Consider the following 19,464-nt stretch of genomic DNA (forward strand, 5'->3'; position numbering starts at 1 on the left):
TCGGCGCTGCGCTGGTTGCCCTTCTGATGACGGCGACGCCCGCGCAGGCATGGACGCGTACCGGGCATGCGGCAATTGGCTTTGTCGCGGAAGCCAAGCTCAAGACTGACAATCGCGCCGTGTGGAACACGATTTCCGAACTGCTCGACGGAGCCGAATTCTACGACGAAGCCTTGGCCGGCTGGGCGGACGACGTGCGCGAATCCTATCCCAACCTCATCCATACGGTCCGTATCCCGGTCCTGGGCGCTGTACCTCAGCCGTCGGATTCCGCCTGCATTTCCGATCAGCCCGAAATCAGCTGCGCCGACAAGGCGATCGCTTATTATGCCGGCATCCTCAAGAATACCGCCAACACCAGGCTGCAGCGGCAGGAAGCGGTGAAATTCCTGCTCCACCTGGTCGGCGATCTTCACCAGCCCCTGCATGGTTCCGAACCAGGCGGTGCGCAGGACAAGGTGCTGATTCCGGGCGGAGTGCTGAATGTGGATGCAAACGGCGCCGCAACGACCACCGATATCCATTCCGTATGGGACTACGCCATCGTCAAGAAGCACGGGCTGACGGCGATCCAGTTGGGTCGGCAGCTCTGGGAGGATGCCTCGCTCGCACCGCCGACCGGCCTCACTCCCCGCGACTGGGCCGTGGAAAGCCGCAACCTGTCGCAGAAGTACATTTTCATCGATCCGGTAACGCCCAGCGCAAACGATGCCTACAAGGTCCCTGCCTGTGGCGGCCGGACCGGCGTAACCTGCCCATCCGCCGCCAAGACGCTTCCTGCCGACTACGAGACGAAGAATTACTACCTCGCGTCATATCGGCTCAAACAGGCAGGACTTCGTCTGGCCGAACTGCTGGTGAAGACGCTGGGCTCTTGATACCGACATGACATGATTTCCGGCTCGTCCGCGAGCTGGAAATCCCCCTGATCGATCCTACACCGGTGCGGCTAGTCGACAGTTTGCGTCATGGCGCAGGTCTTCGAAGCCGGGCTCATTAACGAGAGGGCGTTTGGGGAAACGATCGGGGCTCGGGAACGACCGGAATGGAGCGGACATTTCGAGCAAGGCAAAAAGCTTGCGGCGGCTTGCCGCAAGATCAGTCCTTCGACAGGCCAGTGAGGAACGGCAAATATGTCCCAGCCTCGCCTATCAAAGCCGACCCTGACCGGTCGTTTAGCACCCAATTTCACGCTCCCAGGTGCGGACCGGCAACTTTCCCATCTTGGGCGCGCAAGACGGGCCGGTAGGCGACTGTCCGGTTCGAAGCGCCTTTACCGCGAAAGCCGACGCTCAGCCGGGACGGCTCTCGACCAGATATCTCCGTTGAGCATCTTAGGCTGAATTGCTGCTGGGGCGACCTGCCATTCGCACAGTGAATCCTCGAAAATACGGTTAAGGTGGTCGCGATGAACGTATATCATGCAAAATCCCGCCAGCGGCGAACACCGCTCGGGAAGAACCTGCCGAAACGCCCTATCACGCAGCATCGTTGCGACATGGTATGCGCCAACGTAGCCACACCCAACCTGACACAACATACTCCCGGGTAACCTGGGTGCTTTCGACGATCAGGCGCGAGGACGCTTTGATCGTGATCCGTTAATCGTGACGTACCACGTTGGCTTTCATCGCCGACGCCTGCCCCGATGACATTATGATTGATGGGATGCCTGCGCGTTGAGTGCGGCGCCCTTCAATATCCCCCGGATGCTGAACAGCCTTTCGATGAACGGGCCATCTTATGACACCAGTTGATGTGAACGTCGCAACGGCCCAAAGAGCTGCTATACCGGAGCCTAAGGGACACGGTTTTGAAATTGTCCGTTACCGCGACGGACGGGGCGCCTTCACGGCCCTTCGGCTTGAGGAAGTCCCTGGAATGGCCGGTAACGCCGACGGGCTAGATGGTGTTCTGACGATCTAGCTAGCGCCAGTCCACATACGGGCTTCGGCGGGCGCATACCGAGCAAAAGTGATCGTCCAGTCAGAGTGCCGTCTGCCGAAACATGATGGCCGGCGATCAGATGTTTCGCTTCGAAGGGATCAAGTTTGTCGGCTGATGGTTGAAGCAACTCTCAAGAAGGATAACATCATGACCACGGATAGCACGATCTCGACGCTCAACGGCCTCATCAAAACGACGCTCGATAGCATGAAGGGCTATGAGGACGCTGCCAAGGATGCTGAGAGCACTCAATTCGCTACGATGTTCGCGGAGTTCGCCCGGGACCGCAGCGCGGCGGCGACCGACCTGCAGGCCGAAGTTCGCCGATTGGGCGGAACTCCTGAGGACGACAGCAGCTTTCTCGCGGCTGCTCACCGGACCTTTATGGACCTGAAGCAGGCGATCACTGGCAAGGATGACAAGGCGATCGTTCAGGAAGTTGAGCGTGGTGAAGACCACATCAAAGCCAAGTTCGAAGACGCGCTGCGCGACAACGAGTTGGATCCGTCTTCGCGTTCCGTTGTAGAAAAGGCGTTCGTATCGGTCAAAGAAGGCCATGATAAAATGAGCGCGCTGAAACATAGCATCGCATAATGAGTTGAAGGCCGCCCGTTAACGGGCGGCCTTGATACTTGTGGGCGTGGACTATCGGTCGATTTCGGCATCGACCTCATGCTGGGAGGATAAGGCTCCAGAGCTGAACAGCGTAAAGCGCCCAGTTGGTTATATATCGCCGGCACCCATGCGGGCGATCCTCCGTCGGTAATGACTTAAGGCCCTACATCAGATCCCGAATTGTGCAGGCGGTAGGCCTGACGGGATGAAAAGCCCAGCGCGGCGGCCACGGGGTCGTTCCAGCCATAGGGGTCGGAGCGGATGACGGGTTCACCGTCTTCGCCGAGTACCACGGTCTGGTAGAGCAGCCTTACTGGAATCTCGCGCGGCAACTTGACGAACGTCTCCTTACCAGTCGCACGAGCTCGGTGCCATTCGTCTAACACGCCCTCGTCCTTTGCGAGCATCTCGGCAAAGCCCAATGCATCTTCTACCCGCACGCAGCCGTGACTGCGCTGGCGCTGGATTTCCTCGAACAACTGTTTGGCGGGGGTGTCGTGCAGGTAGATCTGGTGCTCGTTCTTCATGTCGAATTTCACCAGACCAAGCGAATTTTTGGGTCCAGGCTGCTGGACGACCCAGCCATCCTTCCAGGCCATATTGTTGCGCTGAAGGTAGGCGCTGCCCTTGCCTGCGATCTCCTTGTTCTGGATTGAGCGCGGTACTGTCCACGTGGGGTTCGCGACGAGGCGGTAGATTGGCGATCCCAGCTGCGGCGTCTCGTTTTCAGGCTCACCGACGATCACCTTGCGACTGTCTGCGACCTTGCCGTCGCGCCAATAGAGCAGCCGTCCCGCGGCGACGTTCACGTCGATGCGCGTCGGGGCAGGATTGCGGTCGAGCCAGCGCAGTCGCTCCATCGCCACGGCCATCGTCCGTGCCCGATCCGCGTCTGACAGGTTAAGGATTTCCAGCGCGTCGGCACCGATGACGCCATCCGGCTTGATCCCGTAGTCGGCCTGCATGCGCTTCACCGCGCGGACCATTGTGGGGTTGTAGCTGTTGCCCTGCGCAGCAGAGCGATCAAGGTAGTCAGAGGCGACGAGCTGGCGCGCGATCGCGGGGACCCGCGCGTCGTTGGAGCCGGGTTTCAGCGGCTCGCCCTTGGCAGGAATCGCTGCGGCGGGCACGTTGTCCTGCTTGCGCAGCGCGAGATAGGACTTGGACAGCGCGCGGTAGCCATCGTCCTGCGGTGCCAGCCCATCAAACCATTTGTCCAGGTTCCCGGCTTTGAGAGCCGCGCCCAGACCGTTCAGCAGGTTCGGATTGGGCCGGGTAACGGTATAGACGTCATAGAGCTTGGCAGGATCCGACGCCCCGCGGGCCAAAGCCGAGGCGTAACGCAACGCGCTCTGCGTCAGGGCCCGGTCCCCTTCGGCATTGCCGGGCTGACCGTCGACGGCAAATTGCATTCGGTCGAGGCCATGCGCGGCGCGGTGACCGATCGCATCGCGCAACTGGCGCACTGCCCCATCGCTCCAGCGCACCTGGTCGATGTTGACCGGCGCCGCCTCAGCGTTCTGAGAAGTATTGTCGGGCTTCGAATGGCACGCGGGGAGCGCTACCGTCAGGGCCAGCAACGAGCAAGCGATCACACTTCTATGCACACGGATCTCCTGGTAAGACCCGTATGACAACTTATGGAAATTCCAGAGGTTTCATTCTGCCCTAGGCACGGGCCGCAAAGACCATCCGTCCTTCGCCCAAGAAACTGAAAACGTCGCTGAGCTTATCCTCGCCGACCGCAAAGCACCCCTGACTTCGGCCTAGCTTGCCATGAGCCGAGATCATGTCGTCGTTCGCATACCAAGCGCTATGGATCACGATGGCGCGGCTTAGCGCATTGTTGTTCGTCGGGTCCAAGCCCACCAGACGCTGCGACCGACCGTGCTTGCCGGTATAGTAATCGCCTGTAAGGAAAGCGCCCTCGCTCGAGGCATTGGAGCCGAAGGCGTTGGAGAACCGCTCGAGGAACCCGGTATGCCCCGGGTCGGAGCCCGAACCGTGCGCGACCAGTAGGCGTGAAGCCTTGCCGCTCACCACATCGAGGAAGTGCAACCGGGGATCGGAAGATGGTGCGGTGAAATCGACGATGGCCATCCGGTCGCGCGCCTTGACCAAACCGGAATGCTGGTCGAGCGCGAATAAAGCCCGGCGCAGCAGCGCCGGGTCCACGGAAAAGCGAGCGGCATCCAAAGCCGTCTGAGGCATGCCTGGGCCATTTCGGGGAACAGCTGGAAGGGGGCTCGTTCGGCGTGGAGGCGACGATCCTAAAAATGGCTTTGCTGCCGGCCCGGCCAGGGCCGCAAAAGCAATGCCCGTACCGGAAATCATCATGGCGCGCCGGTCGGGTCGGAAAGTCAGATCAGGCATGCTTCCGATAATGGATATATCTGCCTGGGATTAAATAGTTCTTGGCGAATTTTGTTGGAGCACTTTTGCACTTAAGCGCCGAACCGCCCTGAACAAGCGGTCGGTAGCTTGAAACCCGATCCTCATTCTGGAACATTTTTCCCGCGCTGAAATCTCGTACACTTTTCAGACACTATGTTCGGATCACAAAATTCCAGAAAGTCTCGCAAACAGGGTGAGAGTGGCGCCAACGCGCAAAATGTCACGCCGATCTGTGAAAGCCCAAGGGTGCGTTTTCACGGTGTCGCCCGTCAGGCACTGTAGCTACGGGTGCGGGCCTAGCTTCGCAACGTCAGTAGTCTCTTCCACGATGTCTTGCTGAGCGCCCTCAGCCGCACCCTCCTTCGCTGCGTCGGCCACCGAATTTTCGAACATTCGCTTGAGAACCCAGCCTACGGCGAAGGTGACAGACGCCGTCACTACCGCGCGAACCGCAGTTTCCTTCAGCGACCGAACGAACTGCTTACGCTGTAGCCGCCCCGGCTGTCCCGCGACTACGTCTGCTAGCTTCTCCCTGGTTCGCATCAGACCGTCCTTTAAATTGTTGCATGATCATCGGATAACGCCCCATCGCAGCTCTGGATGCCCTAAATCGGCCGCCCGTACCTACGGCGCAGCGTCTAGGACACCCGCTGACAAAGGTTAGCCGCCGGCGACGTCAACCGCACCGGCGTCGCGGAAAGCTTGGATGACCGCATCGCTTTCATCCTCGTTCATATCGACCGAAACGACAAGCTGGCCTTCGTATGCCGCGCCGGAGCCATCGGGCGTTTCCCGGTTTTGTCCGCTTGCGACGTCCGCCCCGGCCGGCTCGTCGCCAGCGCTGTTTTCGCTCCCGGCGGGCTCAATGAAAATGTCGGTCCGTTCTATGCCATATTCCTGGACGAGGTGTTCGACTGCAAGCTCAACTTCCCGGCGGCTAGGAAACAGTCCCTTGATGGTGGTGGACATGCATCTACTCCATTTTACAGCTCTTGAGAGCGCGAGGGCACTGGCAAAGTTCCCGAGGCACGCCGTAATCGAATTTGCTGACCCCTCCGCTAGCACCCGAGCGACGACATCAAACCGCGCATCGGCAACGCACTGTTCCCGATATCCATGAGCGAGGGCGGAATCGGACCCGGCCTGTTGGTCTAGGACGGCACCGGCGCCGGTTCGATGGCGTAATGGATCGGCTTGAACGATCCGCCGTTCGATGCATAAGCCGAGCAGGCGGTCAGCCCGATCACGCAGTCCTCGACGGCACGCAGGCGGATCAGGTCGCCCGCGACGCTGGTGGGCGGGATTACGGAGATGCGGCCCGTATCCTTCTCCACCGGCACATTCATGAACAGGTTAAACGCGGTGGGGATCGCGTCCTCCTCGATCCCGTAGGGCGAGAGCGCTGCGGCGAGGTTGCCGAAACATCCGCGATGGACCGGCTTGTCGGGATAGAAGTGGCGGAACGTCGCCTCGCTGCAAGGCGTCAGCAGGAAGTCGTGTCGGCCGACGGTGTCCTCGACGATCTCCAGCAACACGCGGGAGCGGTTGGACCAGAGCCGGTTGCCGGTGGTGAGGCTGATGGTCTCCTCATAGTCGAACGTGCGCCCGTTCGAGATGACCTCGCGAACATCGTGTGCCGCGAAGGCCAACAGGTCGGCGACCTGGCAGCCCTGCGGGTCGGTCACGGTGAGTATCTCGCCCGCGCCGAGCAGGAAGGCGGCGCCGCTGCGCGGGCCGATCACTTTGGGCTCAATCACTTTCGCATCGCTCATACGCGCGGGTCCCTGAACGGGCAGCCCCAGTCCGGCTCGACCGCGCGGCCGCTGTACTGGCGCGCCTCGCTCGCCTCTCCGTGGCGCGCCAGCATCGGATTGAGCGAGCCCGCGATGGCGAGGTCACGGTCGAGGATGCGCTCGCGCATGCGCTCGTAGCGGCCTTCGGCGCGTAGTTTCTCGAACTGCTCGTGCAGGTTGAACACCAGCACCGGGCGCGTGAAACGGCGCGCGGGCCGCGAGGCATTGGGGTGCAGGCCGACAACGAAGAACGCGCTGCCACCAAAGCTTAGCGAGAAATGCGGGTCCTCGGGATCGGGGCTCACTGCATCGTCGTAGGGCTGGCCGAGCCAGGCGTCCTTGTCCGCGAAGGACTGGATGCGCTCCCACATCGCGTGTTCGAACGCGCGCTCAGTGAGGTCGTCGGGGCCTTCGAAGACGATGGCCAGGCTGCGCAGTCCTGCCGGGTCGTCCTGATAGTCGTGGCTCCACTGCAGCAGCTCCCGGTGGATCACCACGTCGTTCCATGCGCTGGTCAGGTCGCGCGCCGCGACAACCTTGAGCGAGCCCTTGGCCAGCGCCGACTTTGCCCCCACGCAAGGGAACGCGGGGTCTCGAACGAACGCTGTGAATTCTTCCTCCAGGTTCGGGGGCAAGGTATCGGCCATCATGCATTTCTCTCCATCGCGGATGCAAACGAACGAGGGCCGCAAAGGTATCCACGCGTGGTCGCGGTATCGAAAACCCTGCGATGCTCGTTGCTTGGGAAAAAGCAAATGAGAGGCGATGCCATGCACGTACTGATTATCGAAGACGAGCCGCTAATCGCCATGTCAATACAGAATGCTCTGGAGGACGCGGGCGCGACCAGCTTTCATATCGTCGAAAATGAAACCGATGCGGTAATTTCGGCCCGGGACCACCGACCCGCGTTCATCACCTCCGACGTGGAGTTGAAGGAAGGCACCGGCCCCGCCGCCGTGCGCACCATCCACGATGAACTCGGCGACATACCAGTGGTCTTCGTCACGGCCACGCCGGACAAATGCATACCCTGCGACCCGCCCGGTTCGGTGCTCGCCAAGCCCTTTGCCAACGACGACCTCGAGCTGGCATTCCGCAGGGCGCTGGCGGCCTGACGAGGCAGGTCGGCCACCGGGCCGCATGCTTGACTGAGCACGCATTCATGAAGGCCGCGCCTTCGACTGAAGCAAGGGCAATTTTGGTACCGCTTTACCTTGCATCGGCGGCACACTCCGCAATGAAATCTCTTCTTCCCTCGGCACCAAGGGCAGCGCTTCGCGTTCATCGGTTCTTATCCAGCTAAGGAGCTGCCGCTTGGAAAACGTCGCCGGTTGGATCGCGCCCGCTGCCACGATGATCGCCGCCATGATGACCGGAGCCAATCTCGGTACGCGGGTCACAGGCTGGGGCTTCGTTGTCTTCACTATAGGGTCAATCGCATGGTCGATCGTCGGCCTGACGACGGGGCAGACCAATCTTCTGGCGACCAACGGCTTTCTGACCCTTGTCAACCTGATCGGTATCTGGCGCTGGCTGGGCAAGCAGCGGGCTTACGAGGATGGCGGCAAGTCTGCCACCGAGGCAAGTCGGCGCTCCGCCTATCCCACACTGTTCACCGCGACGGGGATGGCTGGCATGCCTGTCACGGCCGCCGATGGCGAGCCGATCGGCAAGGCGGTCGAAGCGCTCGTTACCTGTGAGGACGGCAGCGTCAGTTATGTCGTGGTCGCTTCGAAAGGTGTCGGCGGTATCGGCGAGGAACTTCGTGCCGTTGACCGGACGCAGATCGACTTCGCTTGCCACCAGCTAAAGCTGCGGCGCCCTCGCAATTGGTTCGAAAGCCTTCCGCCTCTCGCTGACGGAGACTGGCCCGCAGCACCCGCAGAGATGGCCCAACGCGACCGTCGCTGAATCCTTTTCATAGTTTAAGAGTGCCTGCCCCTGCGCGTGTGCGGGAGTAGCTCATCCGCCAAGCCATTTGAGAGTGATCCGCAACAGGAGCGAAAGTCTGGATCGCCGGTTATCGCGGAAGGCAGGCCACCTGCCGAAGATAACAGCGAAGGAAAAACCATGACCAAGAAAGCGCAAGATGCGATCGCTTTGTTCAAGGCGGACCACCGTACTGTTGAGGAGCTATTCGAGAAATTTGAAAGCGCCAAGGCTCCCACCAAGCAGGCGACGCTTGCCAAGCAGATTTGCACCGAGTTGATCATTCACACCATCATCGAGGAAGAAATCTTCTATCCTGCCCTCAAGGGTAAGATCGAGGACGACATGTACGACGAGGCGCATGTCGAGCATGATGGTGCCAAGCTGCTGATTAGCCAGATACTGGCCGGAGAGCCTGGCCAGGATTTCTGGGACGCCAAGGTGACCGTTCTGTCCGAGGAAATCAAACATCACGTCCATGAGGAAGAGATGCCCAAGGAGGGCATGTTCGCGCAGGCGCGCGCGTCCGACGTGGATCTGGATGCACTTGGCGCTCAAATGGCCGAGCGAAAGGCCGAACTACAAGCCCAGTTCGAAGCCGAAGGTTTGCCCACGCCGACCGCGCGCACACTCGGTCCTGTCGAGATCGAGCTTGGGGCTCCCGTCGCCTGATACATGGCGATCATCTTGAACGGAGACCATCATGTCCATCATCGACAAGGCCATAGCGGCCATCACACCACCTGAAAGTGCCGAAGCACGTGCTAAAGCCCGTCAGAAAGCTGCGGCAGCGGCCAAGCCAGGCGACTGGCTCTCGCAGATTCTTACACATCATCGGGAGATCGAGGCACAGTTTGCGGCGGTCAAAGCGGCAAATGATCCATCGTCCCGACGGGCCGAGCAGAAAAAGCTCGGGCTGTTGCTGACCGCGCATTCGCTTGCCGAAGAGGCCGCCGTCTACCCGGCTCTCGCGGCCGACCATCAGGTTGGTCATGCTGAACTCGCGTATCAGGAACAGTCGGCCGCCAAAATGGAAATGGGCCTGCTGGAGCGCGTCGATCCCATGAGCCAGGATTATATCGACAAGCTCGAGCATATCGAAGGCGCGGTTGCCCACCACGTCTATTCGGAGGAAGGCACGTGGTTCACCAAACTGGCAGACTCCGCCTCATCTGAAGAGCTAGCGCTGGTCACGGCCCGCTACAGTGAGGAATATGCACGATATATGGGCAGCCACCCCTGAGACCTTCGGGGTGAGCCATACGGCTATCTGAAGGGTGCGTTGCAATGCGACGCACCCTATCCACCTACAGGGTAAACCATCAGGTAAGAGAAAACCGGAGTAGGACGCATAAGCCTTCTGGGCGAAAATCGAACTCAGCCCCGCAGCCCTCGCCGCGAAGGGCGCGTGAGATCATCCGCGAGCCGAAACCTTTTCGCTCTGGCGAGGCCACCTCGGGCCCGCCAGTCTCAAGCCACCGGATCTTCAGGAACTTGATATTGCCCTCAACATGACGCTCCCAGCCAATCCGCACCGTTCCGGTCAGATTGGAAAGAGCCCCATATTTCGCGGCGTTCGTCGCCAGTTCATGCAGCACCATGGCAAGCTGAAGCGCGCGCTCGGCCGAGATTTCCACCTCTGGCCCGGTGATTTCGAACCGCTGATCGGCCTCAGCTGCGAAAGGGGAAACTGCGCGCTGTACGATATGCGTGACGTCGACCGCCTCCCAATCGCGCTGCGTGAGCAGATCATGCGCTTCGGAAAGCGCGAAGAGGCGCGCGTTGAATGCCTCCTTCTCCGCGCCCGGTGCTTCGCGGAACGTCTGCATTGCCACCGCCTGGATCGTCGCCAGCGTATTTTTGACCCGGTGCTTCAGTTCATGAAGGAGCAGCTCATTCGCTTCCTCTGCACGCCTGCGCTGCTCGATTTCCTGCTGGGCAGCCTTGTGCAGCCGCGCATTGTCCATCGCGACTGCGGTCTGGGCTCCGATCGCGGAGACAAGGTTTTCGGTGTCAGCCGTGAACTTACAGGGCTCATCATGGGCAAAAAACAGACCGCCAAGCACTTCGCCCGATACTGACGTCACGGGAACCGCAAGGTAGCTGACGACAGGAAGGTGCCCCGCGGGCATGCCATAGTGCGGTGCACTGTGCCCGTAGCGGGGATCTTTCCGGATATCGTCGGACCGAATTACGCCTTCGCCGGAAAAGGTCGGTGCAAAAACGGCGGTATTGCGGGGCATTCCAAAATTGAAAGCCTCTCGGGCAGCGCCTGAAAGGGTGTAGAGCTGATAGGATTCTCCGGCGGCATTGGTGACATTATAGAAGAACGCGCCGAATTTCGCCCCGCTCAGTTCGGTCCCAATGTCGGTTACTGCCTGCACAATCCGGTCAAGATCGAGATCGCGGGAGATTTCGCTGGCGACGCGGTAAAGGGTCTGCAGACGCTCTGATTGCTGAGTCAGCAGGGTCTCGGTCTGTTTGCGCGCGGTGATGTCGCGGGCGATTTTTGAGGCGCCGATTACGCGTCCGTCAGCCGCTTTGATCGGAGACACGGTAAGGGAAATATGGATCAGCGCCCCGTCCTTGCGCTGGCGCAAGGTTTCGAAATGCTCGACCCGTTCCCCGGTTTTAAGGCGCGCAATGATCTCGTCCTCTTCAGACCTGCGTTCCTCCGGGATCAGGGTCAGGATCGACGCACCGACCATCTCAGTGGCGGAATAGCCAAAAATCCGTTCGGCGCCTGCATTCCAATCTGTGATAATGCCATCCAGCGTCTTGCCGATGATGGCGTCATCGGAAGATTCAATGATGGCTGCAAGCCGATCGGCAGCGCTCAATGCGCGTCGATGTTCAGATCCTTCTTCCCGGTCCATACCCTTAGCGACTTCCGCAGCCATTAAGGCTGTCCCCTTTCCCCGCCCAGAGCTGCAACAGCGGTGAGCAAGCGATCCATTGCATACGGCTTGTCAAACACCAGGTCAAAGAGATCGGAACGCGACCTTGCTATGCCGCCCTGGGCACCGCTAACCAGGATGATGGGAATGCCTTGGAGGGCATCGTCCGCTTTCATCGTTTCGGCCAGCTCGAGTCCCGTCATCAACGGCATCATGAAGTCCGTAATGACCAGATCAGGTTCCAGGGTGCGTATCAGCTTCAGCGCATCGGCACCATGTGCGGCGTCGTGCACCTCGTGGCCAGCATCTTCCAGGCTAACCACCAGCAAGTCGGCAATCAGGAACTCATCCTCGGCAACGACGATCTTCATGGAGAGCTCCGCCAGGGGGTTTGGCCCATGACGGTGGTCACGCTTCAATGGGCTTGGCCAACCCGGTCGAAATCCCGGTTGCCTGTTCAAACTGTCCGCGTATCGCAAGCCCATGCCCGTCGATGTAGACTTCCTGAGGAGCGGCCTGAAACGACTGGTCGCGGATTTTCAGCACGGATAGCATGCGTTTATACTCAGACCGGATTTCGACTTGGCGCATCATAATGAGGTTATCGAGCAGGCTGGAGATCTCCGGACCTGGCGCTGCAACCTCGGACGCGAAGAGGTCACGTAATTCCCACGTGCCAACAGTCGTAACACCCATGGCGCGCAATTCGTTCGTCAGGGCCGCAAAGAATTCGACCAAGCGAGGCCGGTGGACAGCGGCGCGCTCGAATCCGCCAAAGGAGTCGAGGAAAAGTCGCTTTACTCCGCGAGCCGAAACAGCATCGAGAAGGCGGTAAGCCATCTTGTCGATGAGGTTTTCGGTCAACGGCTGCCACAAGATATCGACCTCTTCCCTTTCGACATTTCCCTTGAGGTCAAGGCCCAGCGCGTTCGCCTTGAGCAACAGACGTTCCGGAGATTCGTAAAAGCCGAAATGCAGGCCGGGTTCCGCTGCCGAGGAAGCCGAGAGGAAATTGAGACCAAACGATGTCTTGCCGCACCCGGAAGGCCCGATGAGCAACGTGATCGACCCTTGTGGTAGTCCGCCACCGGTGATTTCGTCGAAGCCCTGAATCCCCGAGTGTAAGGGCTTGGGGTCGGGATTATCGGTCGCAGACGGGGTGTGAAATGCCGCCTCAATCCGTGGGAAGACAGAAATACCGTCATCGCCGATCTCATATTGATGATAGCCGCCCAAGGCCGCGCTGCCCCGCGACTTGCGGGCCCGCAGGCGCCGGACGGTGCGGACCCCGACAAGTTCGTCATGGAGCTCGAGCACACCATCCACCATCGTGTGCTCAGGGCTATCGTCATGGATCCCGGCGCTGGTCAGGAACAGGACGGTGCAACCCACAAATGCGGCCTGGCTCTGGACCTCCGCCACAAAGGTCTTCACGTCGAGATCCGTCTCGGCGCGGTCACGGGCATTTAGCAGGCCATCGAAGACGATCAGCGAAGCATCTTGACGCTTGGTTTCCTTGCGCAGCAAATCAACGACGGCGCCAAGGCCCTCCTTGGTGAGGGTCTGGAAAACGCTGACATAGACGATGTTGCTACCGAGCCGGTCTTTTTCGAAGAAGCTCAGCGTCGAAAGCGATTGAAATAGCCGATCGTGCGTCTCGGCAAGGAGTGTGACGTAGAGGACCTTCTTACCGGCAGCTGCCGTCGCAAAGGCAATCTGATTGCCCAAAATCGTCTTGCCGGCGCCGGGCTGACCCTGCACGATGTAGGAGGCGCCCTCGACAAAACCGCCGCCGAAGACGGTGTCCAGGCCAGGGATCCCGGTTGAAAAGCGGGGTAGGGTTTGCGTCACGAAATAACCTCATCAGCGCGTCATGGCCAAGAGGCCCGACCGTGCTGATAGCAGCCCGTGAAGCCAGCGTCAGGATAGGGACGCGACTTTTTTGCCGTCATATTGCTGGGAGGATTTTTATGCGACCTTGGACGCCACGCGATGGCTATCAGACAGATTTTCAGCGTGTGGAGCGACCATCGCGCATCTGGCAATTTCGCACTTGCACAAATGTCTTCGCAAATGCAGTATGGCTTTGCCTTTCAGGCATCCTCTCCCAAACTTCAAGGTCGGCTTTGCCGGCCTTTTTCTTTTGGATTGAGCTTGGCCTTTCCCCGCTGTTACAAATCCGGCAAAATCTGGTCCGCTCGCCCCCAATGGGCGAGGTTCTTGGACGACGCTCGCTTCAGCATTTCGGCACCGTCACCGATATGCCAGTGCGAAGGCGCTTCGAGATCGTGCAGTTCATCCCAAGTCAGAGGAACGGCGATGGGCGCGAACTCGCGATTGCGGGCGCTGTAGGGCATGACAGCCGTAGCGCCGCGTTGGTTGCGCAGGTAGTCGATGAAAATGCGCCCTGTCCGCCGGGACTTGGACAAGGCGGCGGTATAGCGGTCCGGCTCTGCCTGCTCCAGCGCTTGCGCAAAACGATGAGCGAAGTCCTTCACTTCCGGCCATTCGGCCGAGGGGGTGAGCGGGGCGATTACATGAACCCCTTTACCGCCCGTAACCATCGGGAAGGTCGTGAGCCCCATCTGAGCCAGCAAATCCCGCAGATGGAACGCAGCTGCGACGACATCCTTGAACCCAAGTCCTTCATCGGGGTCGAGATCGAACACCATCCTGTCGGCCTTTTCGACATCCTCGATCCGCGCGCCCCAGCCATGAAATTCGATCGTGCCCATTTGCACACAGGACACTAGACCTGTCGGCGTGTCGATGAAGAGATAGGCCTCCTCATGCCCGTCCTTTTCGCGAATGCCGATGTGCTTGACGTCATCGCCGAAGCTGCCTGCATCATGCTTCTGAAAGAAGCACTTCTTCGCGCGGCCTTGCGGGCAGCGCACGAGACTGATGGGCCTGCTCCCCGCCCAGGGCAGCATGATCGGTGCGACCATTTCGTAATAGTCCGCCAGCTGACCCTTGGTAAGCTTGCCCTCTGGGAAGATCACTCTGTTCCGGTTGCTCACCTTCACCGTGCTCGCGGGCGCGGCCGTGGCGACCGCCACGGGTGCTTCCTTCTCGACTACTACCGCTTCGGGCTTCTTGTCTTCTCGAAGCCCAAGGTAGCTGGGATGGCGCAGCACACCTTCATCGGTGAACTCGAGGTAGGCGATTTCGGCAACCAGCTTCGCTTCGATCCAGTGGGCACCGCGCACAGCAGACCGTGGGGCTTGAACCGTCGGCTCCTTACGCGCGAGAGGCGCCATGATTTCCAGAAGGCGCTCTATCTCGTCGCCGGTAAATCCCGTGCCGACCTTGCCGGCGTAGCGCAGCTTTCCATCCTCGTTGACTCCCAGGAGAAGAGATCGGAATCCACGCTGCTTATCGGATGGTGTCCAGCCTACAATGACGAACTCTTGACGGCGAATGCACTTGGTCTTAACCCAGCTGCCGCTCCGCGAGCCGCTATATTGCCCGTCGACGCGCTTCGATATTACCCCTTCTAGCCCTGCCTCGCAAAAGCTGGTTAGCAGCTTTTCCCCGTTGCCGACGATATGATCTGAAAAGCGTAGCCGACCGGTGGTACCCTCAAGGATGCTCGCCAGCTTCTCTTTGCGCTCGGTCAGCGGCAAGCTGGTGAGATCTTCGCCGTTCAATTCCAGCAGGTCGAACGCGAAATAATCGATGGCCCCAGGGTTGTCCTTAAGCGCGGCTTGTAGCGCCTGAAAGCTGGTGCGGCCATCAGCCAGCGTCACCACCGCCTCGCCGTCTATCAGCGCGCTTTCAACTTCAAGCTGCGTGGCATCTGTGACAAGACCCGCGAACCGATCCGACCAGTCCAGACCTGATCGGGTATAGGCCCGCCCTTCACCGCCGCCGATGGCAAGGAGCGTTCGATAGCCGTCATACTTCAATTCATGCAGCCAGCGATCGCCCGGTGGCACGTGATCGACCAGAGCAGCAAGCTGGACAGGCTGGAACGGAGGAAGTTTGCCTCTGTTTTTGCCCCTTCGGGCCGGGGCGGTCGATGATTTCCGTTTCGTGGCCGTGCCTTTGGCTTTGCCTCCCTGTCCCCGGATCGGCTTGCCTGCGGCGATTTCTTCCATCGTCCGTCCGCTGTCGACGCTCGTGAGATGGATGCCGATAAGGTCGTCCGAACCACCGGCAAACTCGTCCTCGACCTTACGCAGGATCCAGTTTTCGCCCTTCTCCTTTCCGCGCGGTTTGAGGCGAAACATGATCCACTCGCCCTTCATCCGCCGGCCATGCAGGGTAAAATGCAGATGCCCTTCGGCAAGGGTTTTGGTGGGATCCTTGCCCGGAACCGGCTCCCAGGTGCCGTTGTCCCAAAGCATCACGGTGCCGCCGCCATACTCCCCCTTGGGGATAGTGCCTTCGAAACGGGCATAGTCGAGCGGGTGGTCTTCGGTGCGGACAGCTAATCGCTTGTCATCAGGGTTGGCGCTTGGCCCTCGGGTCACTGCCCAGCTGACCAGCGTGCCGTCCAGCTCGAGGCGGAAGTCATAATGCAGGCGGGTCGCGGCATGCTTCTGGACAACGAAGCCATTACCAGACGTCGGCTCGGAGGCACCAGAAGGTTCCGCAGTACGTGCGAAATCCCGCTTTTCGCGATATTTCGCGAGCCGCTCTTCTGCCGAGGTTGCGTTCGCCTTAGTCGCCCGTGCCATATCTGCTCCGATCGAGAACCATCTCAAATCCCGAGAAAGGCGCCGCGTTCCCTTCGCACATGTGTGTGGAAGCGCGCTGCCCAGAAGAAACTCACATCAGTATCGAGCCAGCAGCCGTTCCACGCTCGGCGCTGCGGTCTTCTGCTTGTTGTCTTCATCTTTGATGTCGGCTTCGAGCGCTTCGCGGATGCGGGCGATCTGCGCATCCGTTAGATGCTCGATGCCGACAAATTCCACCCGTGCCTTGTCCAGAGCCCTGATAATTTCGTCCAGCTTTGCCTGCATGGCCGCGCCGTCACGATTCTGGCTGTTCTGGATAAGAAAGACCGCAAGGAATGTCAGGACCGTGGTCGCGGTGTTGACGATCAGCTGCCAGGTATCGGAGTAGTGCATGAATGGGCCGCTCACTGCCCACACGACAATGAACACGGTGGAAATGATGAAGGCCAAGGGCTGGCCCATCAACTGGGCGCATTTGGTGGCGATGCCGGTGAAAATTCTATCCATCGTGGGGCTCCATGCTCTTTATCTTTGCTGTCATCGGTTGCCCCCGACGTCGTTTAAGATGTTCACTCTCCAGTCTGCGAGTTCGGCGCTGCTACCGGCTTTGATTCCGGGGATTCGCGCTGGCGCAGGAATATGGAAAGGACCACCAGCACGGCCGTCGAAAGAAATTCGCTTTGCCAGTTTTGGAACGATTCGAACCACAGCTGCGCATCGCCAAGATAGGCAAGCACGGTCTTAGGTGTTTCCCCATGCTCCAGGGCCTCTTGCGCTGAGGCATGGGCGCTGTTGATCCAATGCAGCGTGAATGACGCGACAAACAGCAGGATCAATGCCAGGCCAAGGGAGCGAGCGTATATCGCACGCCAAAGCGGACCTTTGCGCAAGATCGACGGTGCGCCGTATTCCTGGGCCTTCTGGTCCAGATCGCCGTCGCGCGGTGGAGCATCCGGGTCTTTCGATTCCGCAGATCCGCGCTGGATCAGGAAAGCCGTGAGCACGACATAGGCCGCCATCTGGAGGAACTCGCTCTCCCAATTTTCGAACACTGAGGAGAGGAATTGCGGGCTTGCCGCATAGGCGAAGAGCGTCAGGCCAGGCTGGGAATGGCGCCGGGCATCCTCCAGCTCGACATACCAGCCCGCGATATATTGCCCGGCAATGCAAGCGGCAAAAAGCGCCAGAAGGGCGATCGTAAGTCCGTTATTTTTAAGCAGCCCCATGCCGATGCCTCTCGCCAATTTGCTTTGAATGGAAACGCGCGAGAAACAATTGGGTTCGAAAGAACCTCCGCTACTGCTTCAGGTCAGCAAGCCATTGGTCCAGAGATTTCTGCGACGTAGCAGCCGTTTCGGCCCCCATGCTCTGGGCCATGATCTCCAGGGCCCATCGGCCCCGTTCATCGCTCTCGGCAGCCACGGCATCTTCAGGCACCCACAGGTCGTATTCACGCATATGGGCATCAGCCGCGGTGAACAGGACGCAGATGTCCGTCGCGATTCCACTCAGCACCAGTTTGCTGACGCCAAGCTGCGGTAGCAGTACCGGCAGGTTCGTGGCGTAGAAACCGGAAAATTGCGGCTTGATGATGAAGAAATCGCCGTGCTGCGGCTTCACCATCTCTGTTACCGGATTATCCTTTTCGAGCGCGCGTCCTACCAGCTTGGAAGCTTCTGAATGCCATTCGCCAAAATTATCGTTGACGTATACGACTGGCCAACCGTGTGCGCGAAATTCCTTGCGGAGGCGATCTATTCGCCGTGCTGCTCCGAGGGCCCGGGGCGCTAAGGCCTCAGCCCCCTCAAAATCAAAGCAGTTGACCATATCCAGGATCAACATGGCCGGACGGTCACCAGATTTGAGCGAAGTGGCTGGGGCTTGCTTGTCTTGAGAACCCATAGAAACCTGCCATGAAATCGGGGTCGGCCTTGGTCGACCCCATTCCGCTCATTTTTTGGTGAGCTTTTCTGCCTCAGCATCCAGCGTCGCGCGATCATTGCCAAATCGGTCGATGAGATCCTGAGCCTGTCCGACAGTTAAACCATGCTTTCGAGCGAAGTAGTCGACTTCATAGTCCTCGCCGCCGGCGACAGTGCGGCGATCAGCGCCTCCGCGCTGAGATTTATCATCTGCCATGTTGCGCTTCCTTTTCACAGCTGCCTGTTTTGGAACCCGTGCCAGGCGCACGAGTTCCAACAGGTTGTCTTGAACAGGGGACCGGCATGCCGCATCGCCGTTTGCACACCCAATGAAGCAGCCGCTCGACTGTCTTGTCATCGGCGCAGGGCCCGCAGGCCTGACGGCCGCCATTTATCTCGCGCGTTTTCACTTTTCGATCGCGATTCTCGATGCGGGGCATAGCAGAGCGGCGATGATCCCGCGGACGCACAATCATGCGGGATACCCAGGCGGGATAGCTGGCACCGAACTTCTTGGGTTGATGCGGGATCAGGCTGCCGAATTTGGGGCGGTTGTAATCGAAGGTTTGATCGAGGGACTGGAGAGGACCGAAGAGGGTTTTGTCGCTCGAGCACAAGGCGGTGAATGGTCTGCGCGCACTGTCCTGCTCTGCACCGGCGTAGTCAACAATCGCCCCCAGATTGCACCGGACATCCACGATGCGGCGTTGCGCCGCGGACTGCTTCGCTACTGCCCGATATGTGACGGGTACGAGGTCACCGATAAGCGGGTTGGTGTTTTGGGCACCGGTTCCCATGGGTTTAAGGAAGCAATCTTCCTGCGGATGTATACCAAGGATGTGACCCTGATCGCTACGGATGGGGAGCACGACCTCACAGATGATGAGAAACTCCGGCTCGCTATGGCAGGTGTAGTCCTCATCGATGGCCCCTGCGCACCGCTGCGGACCAAAAATGATCAGGTTGTTGTGCCGACGCCGCGCGGCGAACTTGAATTCGATAGCGTCTACCCGGCGCTGGGCTCGGTTATCCGATCCGAGCTGGCGACGGCGATCGGCGCGGAAGGCACCAGCGATGGTAAGCGTCCGCCGTCGGGCGTGTTGCGGCATTTCGGCTTGGCGCTGATGGACCTCCGCTAGGGAGTCTCTTTCTGGTCTCCAGAAGGAGGCCAAGTGAAGGATCGGGTGGAGATCATCGCGCGCACCGAACGGCGCAGGAAGTTTTCGGACGCTGAGAAGGCGGCGATCCTCGCCGAGGCGGATGAAGATGGGGTATCGGTCCG

Annotated in this window: 20 protein-coding genes; 7 read left to right on the plus strand and 13 right to left on the minus strand. The window is 59.7% G+C overall.

Features of this window, described 5'->3' with window-relative positions; all coding sequences use genetic code 11:
* Positions 1–878 (plus strand): S1/P1 nuclease (locus V2S85_RS24965; protein WP_330705499.1); only part of this gene is annotated, 878 nt, incomplete at its 5' end.
* 1,216 nt (positions 879–2,094) lie between these two features.
* Positions 2,095–2,541, plus strand: a complete 447-nt coding sequence (locus V2S85_RS24970) for a PA2169 family four-helix-bundle protein (RefSeq protein ID WP_330705500.1) — start codon at positions 2,095–2,097, stop codon at positions 2,539–2,541.
* A gap of 176 nt (positions 2,542–2,717) precedes the next feature.
* On the opposite strand, the gene V2S85_RS24975 is transcribed toward V2S85_RS24970, so the two are convergent.
* The 5 genes from V2S85_RS24975 to gntA form a co-directional block, all read right to left on the minus strand.
* Positions 2,718–4,142, minus strand: coding sequence for a L,D-transpeptidase family protein (locus V2S85_RS24975; protein WP_330705501.1), 1,425 nt, complete (start codon positions 4,140–4,142; stop codon positions 2,718–2,720).
* Between the two features lie 88 nt (positions 4,143–4,230).
* Positions 4,231–4,896: a murein L,D-transpeptidase catalytic domain family protein gene (locus V2S85_RS24980; protein WP_330705517.1), complete on the minus strand. Its 666-nt coding sequence runs from the start codon at positions 4,894–4,896 to the stop codon at positions 4,231–4,233.
* A gap of 720 nt (positions 4,897–5,616) precedes the next feature.
* Positions 5,617–5,925, minus strand: a complete 309-nt coding sequence (locus V2S85_RS24985; protein WP_330705502.1) for a hypothetical protein — start codon at positions 5,923–5,925, stop codon at positions 5,617–5,619.
* A 182-nt stretch (positions 5,926–6,107) separates the two neighbouring features.
* On the minus strand, positions 6,108–6,728 hold the full coding sequence (locus V2S85_RS24990; protein WP_330705503.1) for an urea carboxylase-associated family protein: 621 nt from the start codon (positions 6,726–6,728) through the stop codon (positions 6,108–6,110).
* Positions 6,725–7,399 (minus strand): guanitoxin biosynthesis heme-dependent pre-guanitoxin N-hydroxylase GntA, encoded by a 675-nt coding sequence (gntA, locus tag V2S85_RS24995; RefSeq protein ID WP_330705504.1) that lies wholly within the window; start codon positions 7,397–7,399, stop codon positions 6,725–6,727. The genes V2S85_RS24990 and gntA overlap by 4 nt, the downstream gene beginning before the upstream one ends.
* Positions 7,400–7,519: 120 nt before the next feature.
* Between gntA and V2S85_RS25000 the strand changes: the two genes are divergently transcribed.
* From V2S85_RS25000 to V2S85_RS25015, 4 genes are all read left to right on the plus strand, one after another.
* Positions 7,520–7,867, plus strand: a complete 348-nt coding sequence (locus V2S85_RS25000) for a response regulator (RefSeq protein WP_330705505.1) — start codon at positions 7,520–7,522, stop codon at positions 7,865–7,867.
* Positions 7,868–8,105: 238 nt separating this feature from the next.
* Positions 8,106–8,663, plus strand: coding sequence for a PRC-barrel domain-containing protein (locus tag V2S85_RS25005; protein ID WP_330705518.1), 558 nt, complete (start codon positions 8,106–8,108; stop codon positions 8,661–8,663).
* Between the two features lie 159 nt (positions 8,664–8,822).
* Positions 8,823–9,353 carry a hemerythrin domain-containing protein gene (locus V2S85_RS25010; RefSeq protein WP_330705506.1) on the plus strand — a complete coding sequence of 177 codons (531 nt, stop codon included), beginning with the start codon at positions 8,823–8,825 and terminating at the stop codon, positions 9,351–9,353.
* 31 nt (positions 9,354–9,384) lie between these two features.
* Positions 9,385–9,924, plus strand: a complete 540-nt coding sequence (locus V2S85_RS25015; protein ID WP_330705507.1) for a hemerythrin domain-containing protein — start codon at positions 9,385–9,387, stop codon at positions 9,922–9,924.
* Between the two features lie 79 nt (positions 9,925–10,003).
* Here the strand turns inward: V2S85_RS25015 and V2S85_RS25020 are convergent, their stop codons facing one another.
* The 8 genes from V2S85_RS25020 to V2S85_RS25055 form a co-directional block, all read right to left on the minus strand.
* On the minus strand, positions 10,004–11,581 hold the full coding sequence (locus tag V2S85_RS25020; RefSeq protein ID WP_330705508.1) for a PAS domain S-box protein: 1,578 nt from the start codon (positions 11,579–11,581) through the stop codon (positions 10,004–10,006).
* A complete protein-coding gene (locus tag V2S85_RS25025) occupies positions 11,581–11,949 on the minus strand; it encodes a response regulator (RefSeq protein WP_330705509.1) in 369 nt (122 codons plus the stop codon). Before V2S85_RS25025 ends, V2S85_RS25020 begins: the two co-directional genes overlap by 1 nt.
* Positions 11,950–11,986: 37 nt before the next feature.
* Positions 11,987–13,429, minus strand: a complete 1,443-nt coding sequence (locus tag V2S85_RS25030) for an ATPase domain-containing protein (RefSeq protein ID WP_330705510.1) — start codon at positions 13,427–13,429, stop codon at positions 11,987–11,989.
* Positions 13,430–13,749: 320 nt separating this feature from the next.
* A complete protein-coding gene (ligD, locus tag V2S85_RS25035; RefSeq protein WP_330705511.1) occupies positions 13,750–16,260 on the minus strand; it encodes a DNA ligase D in 2,511 nt (836 codons plus the stop codon).
* Positions 16,261–16,356: 96 nt separating this feature from the next.
* The gene (locus V2S85_RS25040; protein ID WP_330705512.1) at positions 16,357–16,767 is read right to left on the minus strand and encodes a low affinity iron permease family protein; all 411 of its coding nucleotides are present in this window, start codon (positions 16,765–16,767) and stop codon (positions 16,357–16,359) included.
* A 62-nt stretch (positions 16,768–16,829) separates the two neighbouring features.
* The gene (locus tag V2S85_RS25045) at positions 16,830–17,486 is read right to left on the minus strand and encodes a DUF6766 family protein (protein WP_330705513.1); all 657 of its coding nucleotides are present in this window, start codon (positions 17,484–17,486) and stop codon (positions 16,830–16,832) included.
* A gap of 70 nt (positions 17,487–17,556) precedes the next feature.
* A complete protein-coding gene (locus V2S85_RS25050; protein ID WP_330705514.1) occupies positions 17,557–18,162 on the minus strand; it encodes an isochorismatase family cysteine hydrolase in 606 nt (201 codons plus the stop codon).
* Positions 18,163–18,210: 48 nt separating this feature from the next.
* Positions 18,211–18,399 (minus strand): DUF3606 domain-containing protein, encoded by a 189-nt coding sequence (locus V2S85_RS25055; RefSeq protein ID WP_330705515.1) that lies wholly within the window; start codon positions 18,397–18,399, stop codon positions 18,211–18,213.
* Between the two features lie 112 nt (positions 18,400–18,511).
* Here V2S85_RS25055 and V2S85_RS25060 point away from each other — a divergent pair, with 112 nt between their 5' ends.
* Entirely contained in the window at positions 18,512–19,321 is an 810-nt protein-coding gene (locus V2S85_RS25060; RefSeq protein ID WP_330705516.1) for an NAD(P)/FAD-dependent oxidoreductase, read from the plus strand.
* Positions 19,322–19,464 lie beyond the last annotated feature (143 nt).

Source organism: Novosphingobium resinovorum (assembly GCF_036352595.1).
Classification (GTDB): Bacteria; Pseudomonadota; Alphaproteobacteria; order Sphingomonadales; family Sphingomonadaceae; genus Novosphingobium; species Novosphingobium resinovorum_B.

Coding starts and splice junctions, on each gene's coding strand:
- V2S85_RS24970 (WP_330705500.1), top strand. CDS start 2,095: ATGACCACGGATAGCACGATCTCGACGCTCAACGGCCTCATCAAAACG.
- V2S85_RS24980 (WP_330705517.1), bottom strand. CDS start 4,896: ATGATTTCCGGTACGGGCATTGCTTTTGCGGCCCTGGCCGGGCCGGCA.
- V2S85_RS24985 (WP_330705502.1), bottom strand. CDS start 5,925: ATGTCCACCACCATCAAGGGACTGTTTCCTAGCCGCCGGGAAGTTGAG.
- V2S85_RS24990 (WP_330705503.1), bottom strand. CDS start 6,728: ATGAGCGATGCGAAAGTGATTGAGCCCAAAGTGATCGGCCCGCGCAGC.
- gntA (WP_330705504.1), bottom strand. CDS start 7,399: ATGATGGCCGATACCTTGCCCCCGAACCTGGAGGAAGAATTCACAGCG.
- V2S85_RS25000 (WP_330705505.1), top strand. CDS start 7,520: ATGCACGTACTGATTATCGAAGACGAGCCGCTAATCGCCATGTCAATA.
- V2S85_RS25005 (WP_330705518.1), top strand. CDS start 8,106: ATGATCGCCGCCATGATGACCGGAGCCAATCTCGGTACGCGGGTCACA.
- V2S85_RS25010 (WP_330705506.1), top strand. CDS start 8,823: ATGACCAAGAAAGCGCAAGATGCGATCGCTTTGTTCAAGGCGGACCAC.
- V2S85_RS25015 (WP_330705507.1), top strand. CDS start 9,385: ATGTCCATCATCGACAAGGCCATAGCGGCCATCACACCACCTGAAAGT.
- V2S85_RS25020 (WP_330705508.1), bottom strand. CDS start 11,581: ATGGCTGCGGAAGTCGCTAAGGGTATGGACCGGGAAGAAGGATCTGAA.
- V2S85_RS25025 (WP_330705509.1), bottom strand. CDS start 11,949: ATGAAGATCGTCGTTGCCGAGGATGAGTTCCTGATTGCCGACTTGCTG.
- ligD (WP_330705511.1), bottom strand. CDS start 16,260: ATGGCACGGGCGACTAAGGCGAACGCAACCTCGGCAGAAGAGCGGCTC.
- V2S85_RS25040 (WP_330705512.1), bottom strand. CDS start 16,767: ATGGATAGAATTTTCACCGGCATCGCCACCAAATGCGCCCAGTTGATG.
- V2S85_RS25045 (WP_330705513.1), bottom strand. CDS start 17,486: ATGGGGCTGCTTAAAAATAACGGACTTACGATCGCCCTTCTGGCGCTT.
- V2S85_RS25050 (WP_330705514.1), bottom strand. CDS start 18,162: ATGGGTTCTCAAGACAAGCAAGCCCCAGCCACTTCGCTCAAATCTGGT.
- V2S85_RS25055 (WP_330705515.1), bottom strand. CDS start 18,399: ATGGCAGATGATAAATCTCAGCGCGGAGGCGCTGATCGCCGCACTGTC.
- V2S85_RS25060 (WP_330705516.1), top strand. CDS start 18,512: ATGAAGCAGCCGCTCGACTGTCTTGTCATCGGCGCAGGGCCCGCAGGC.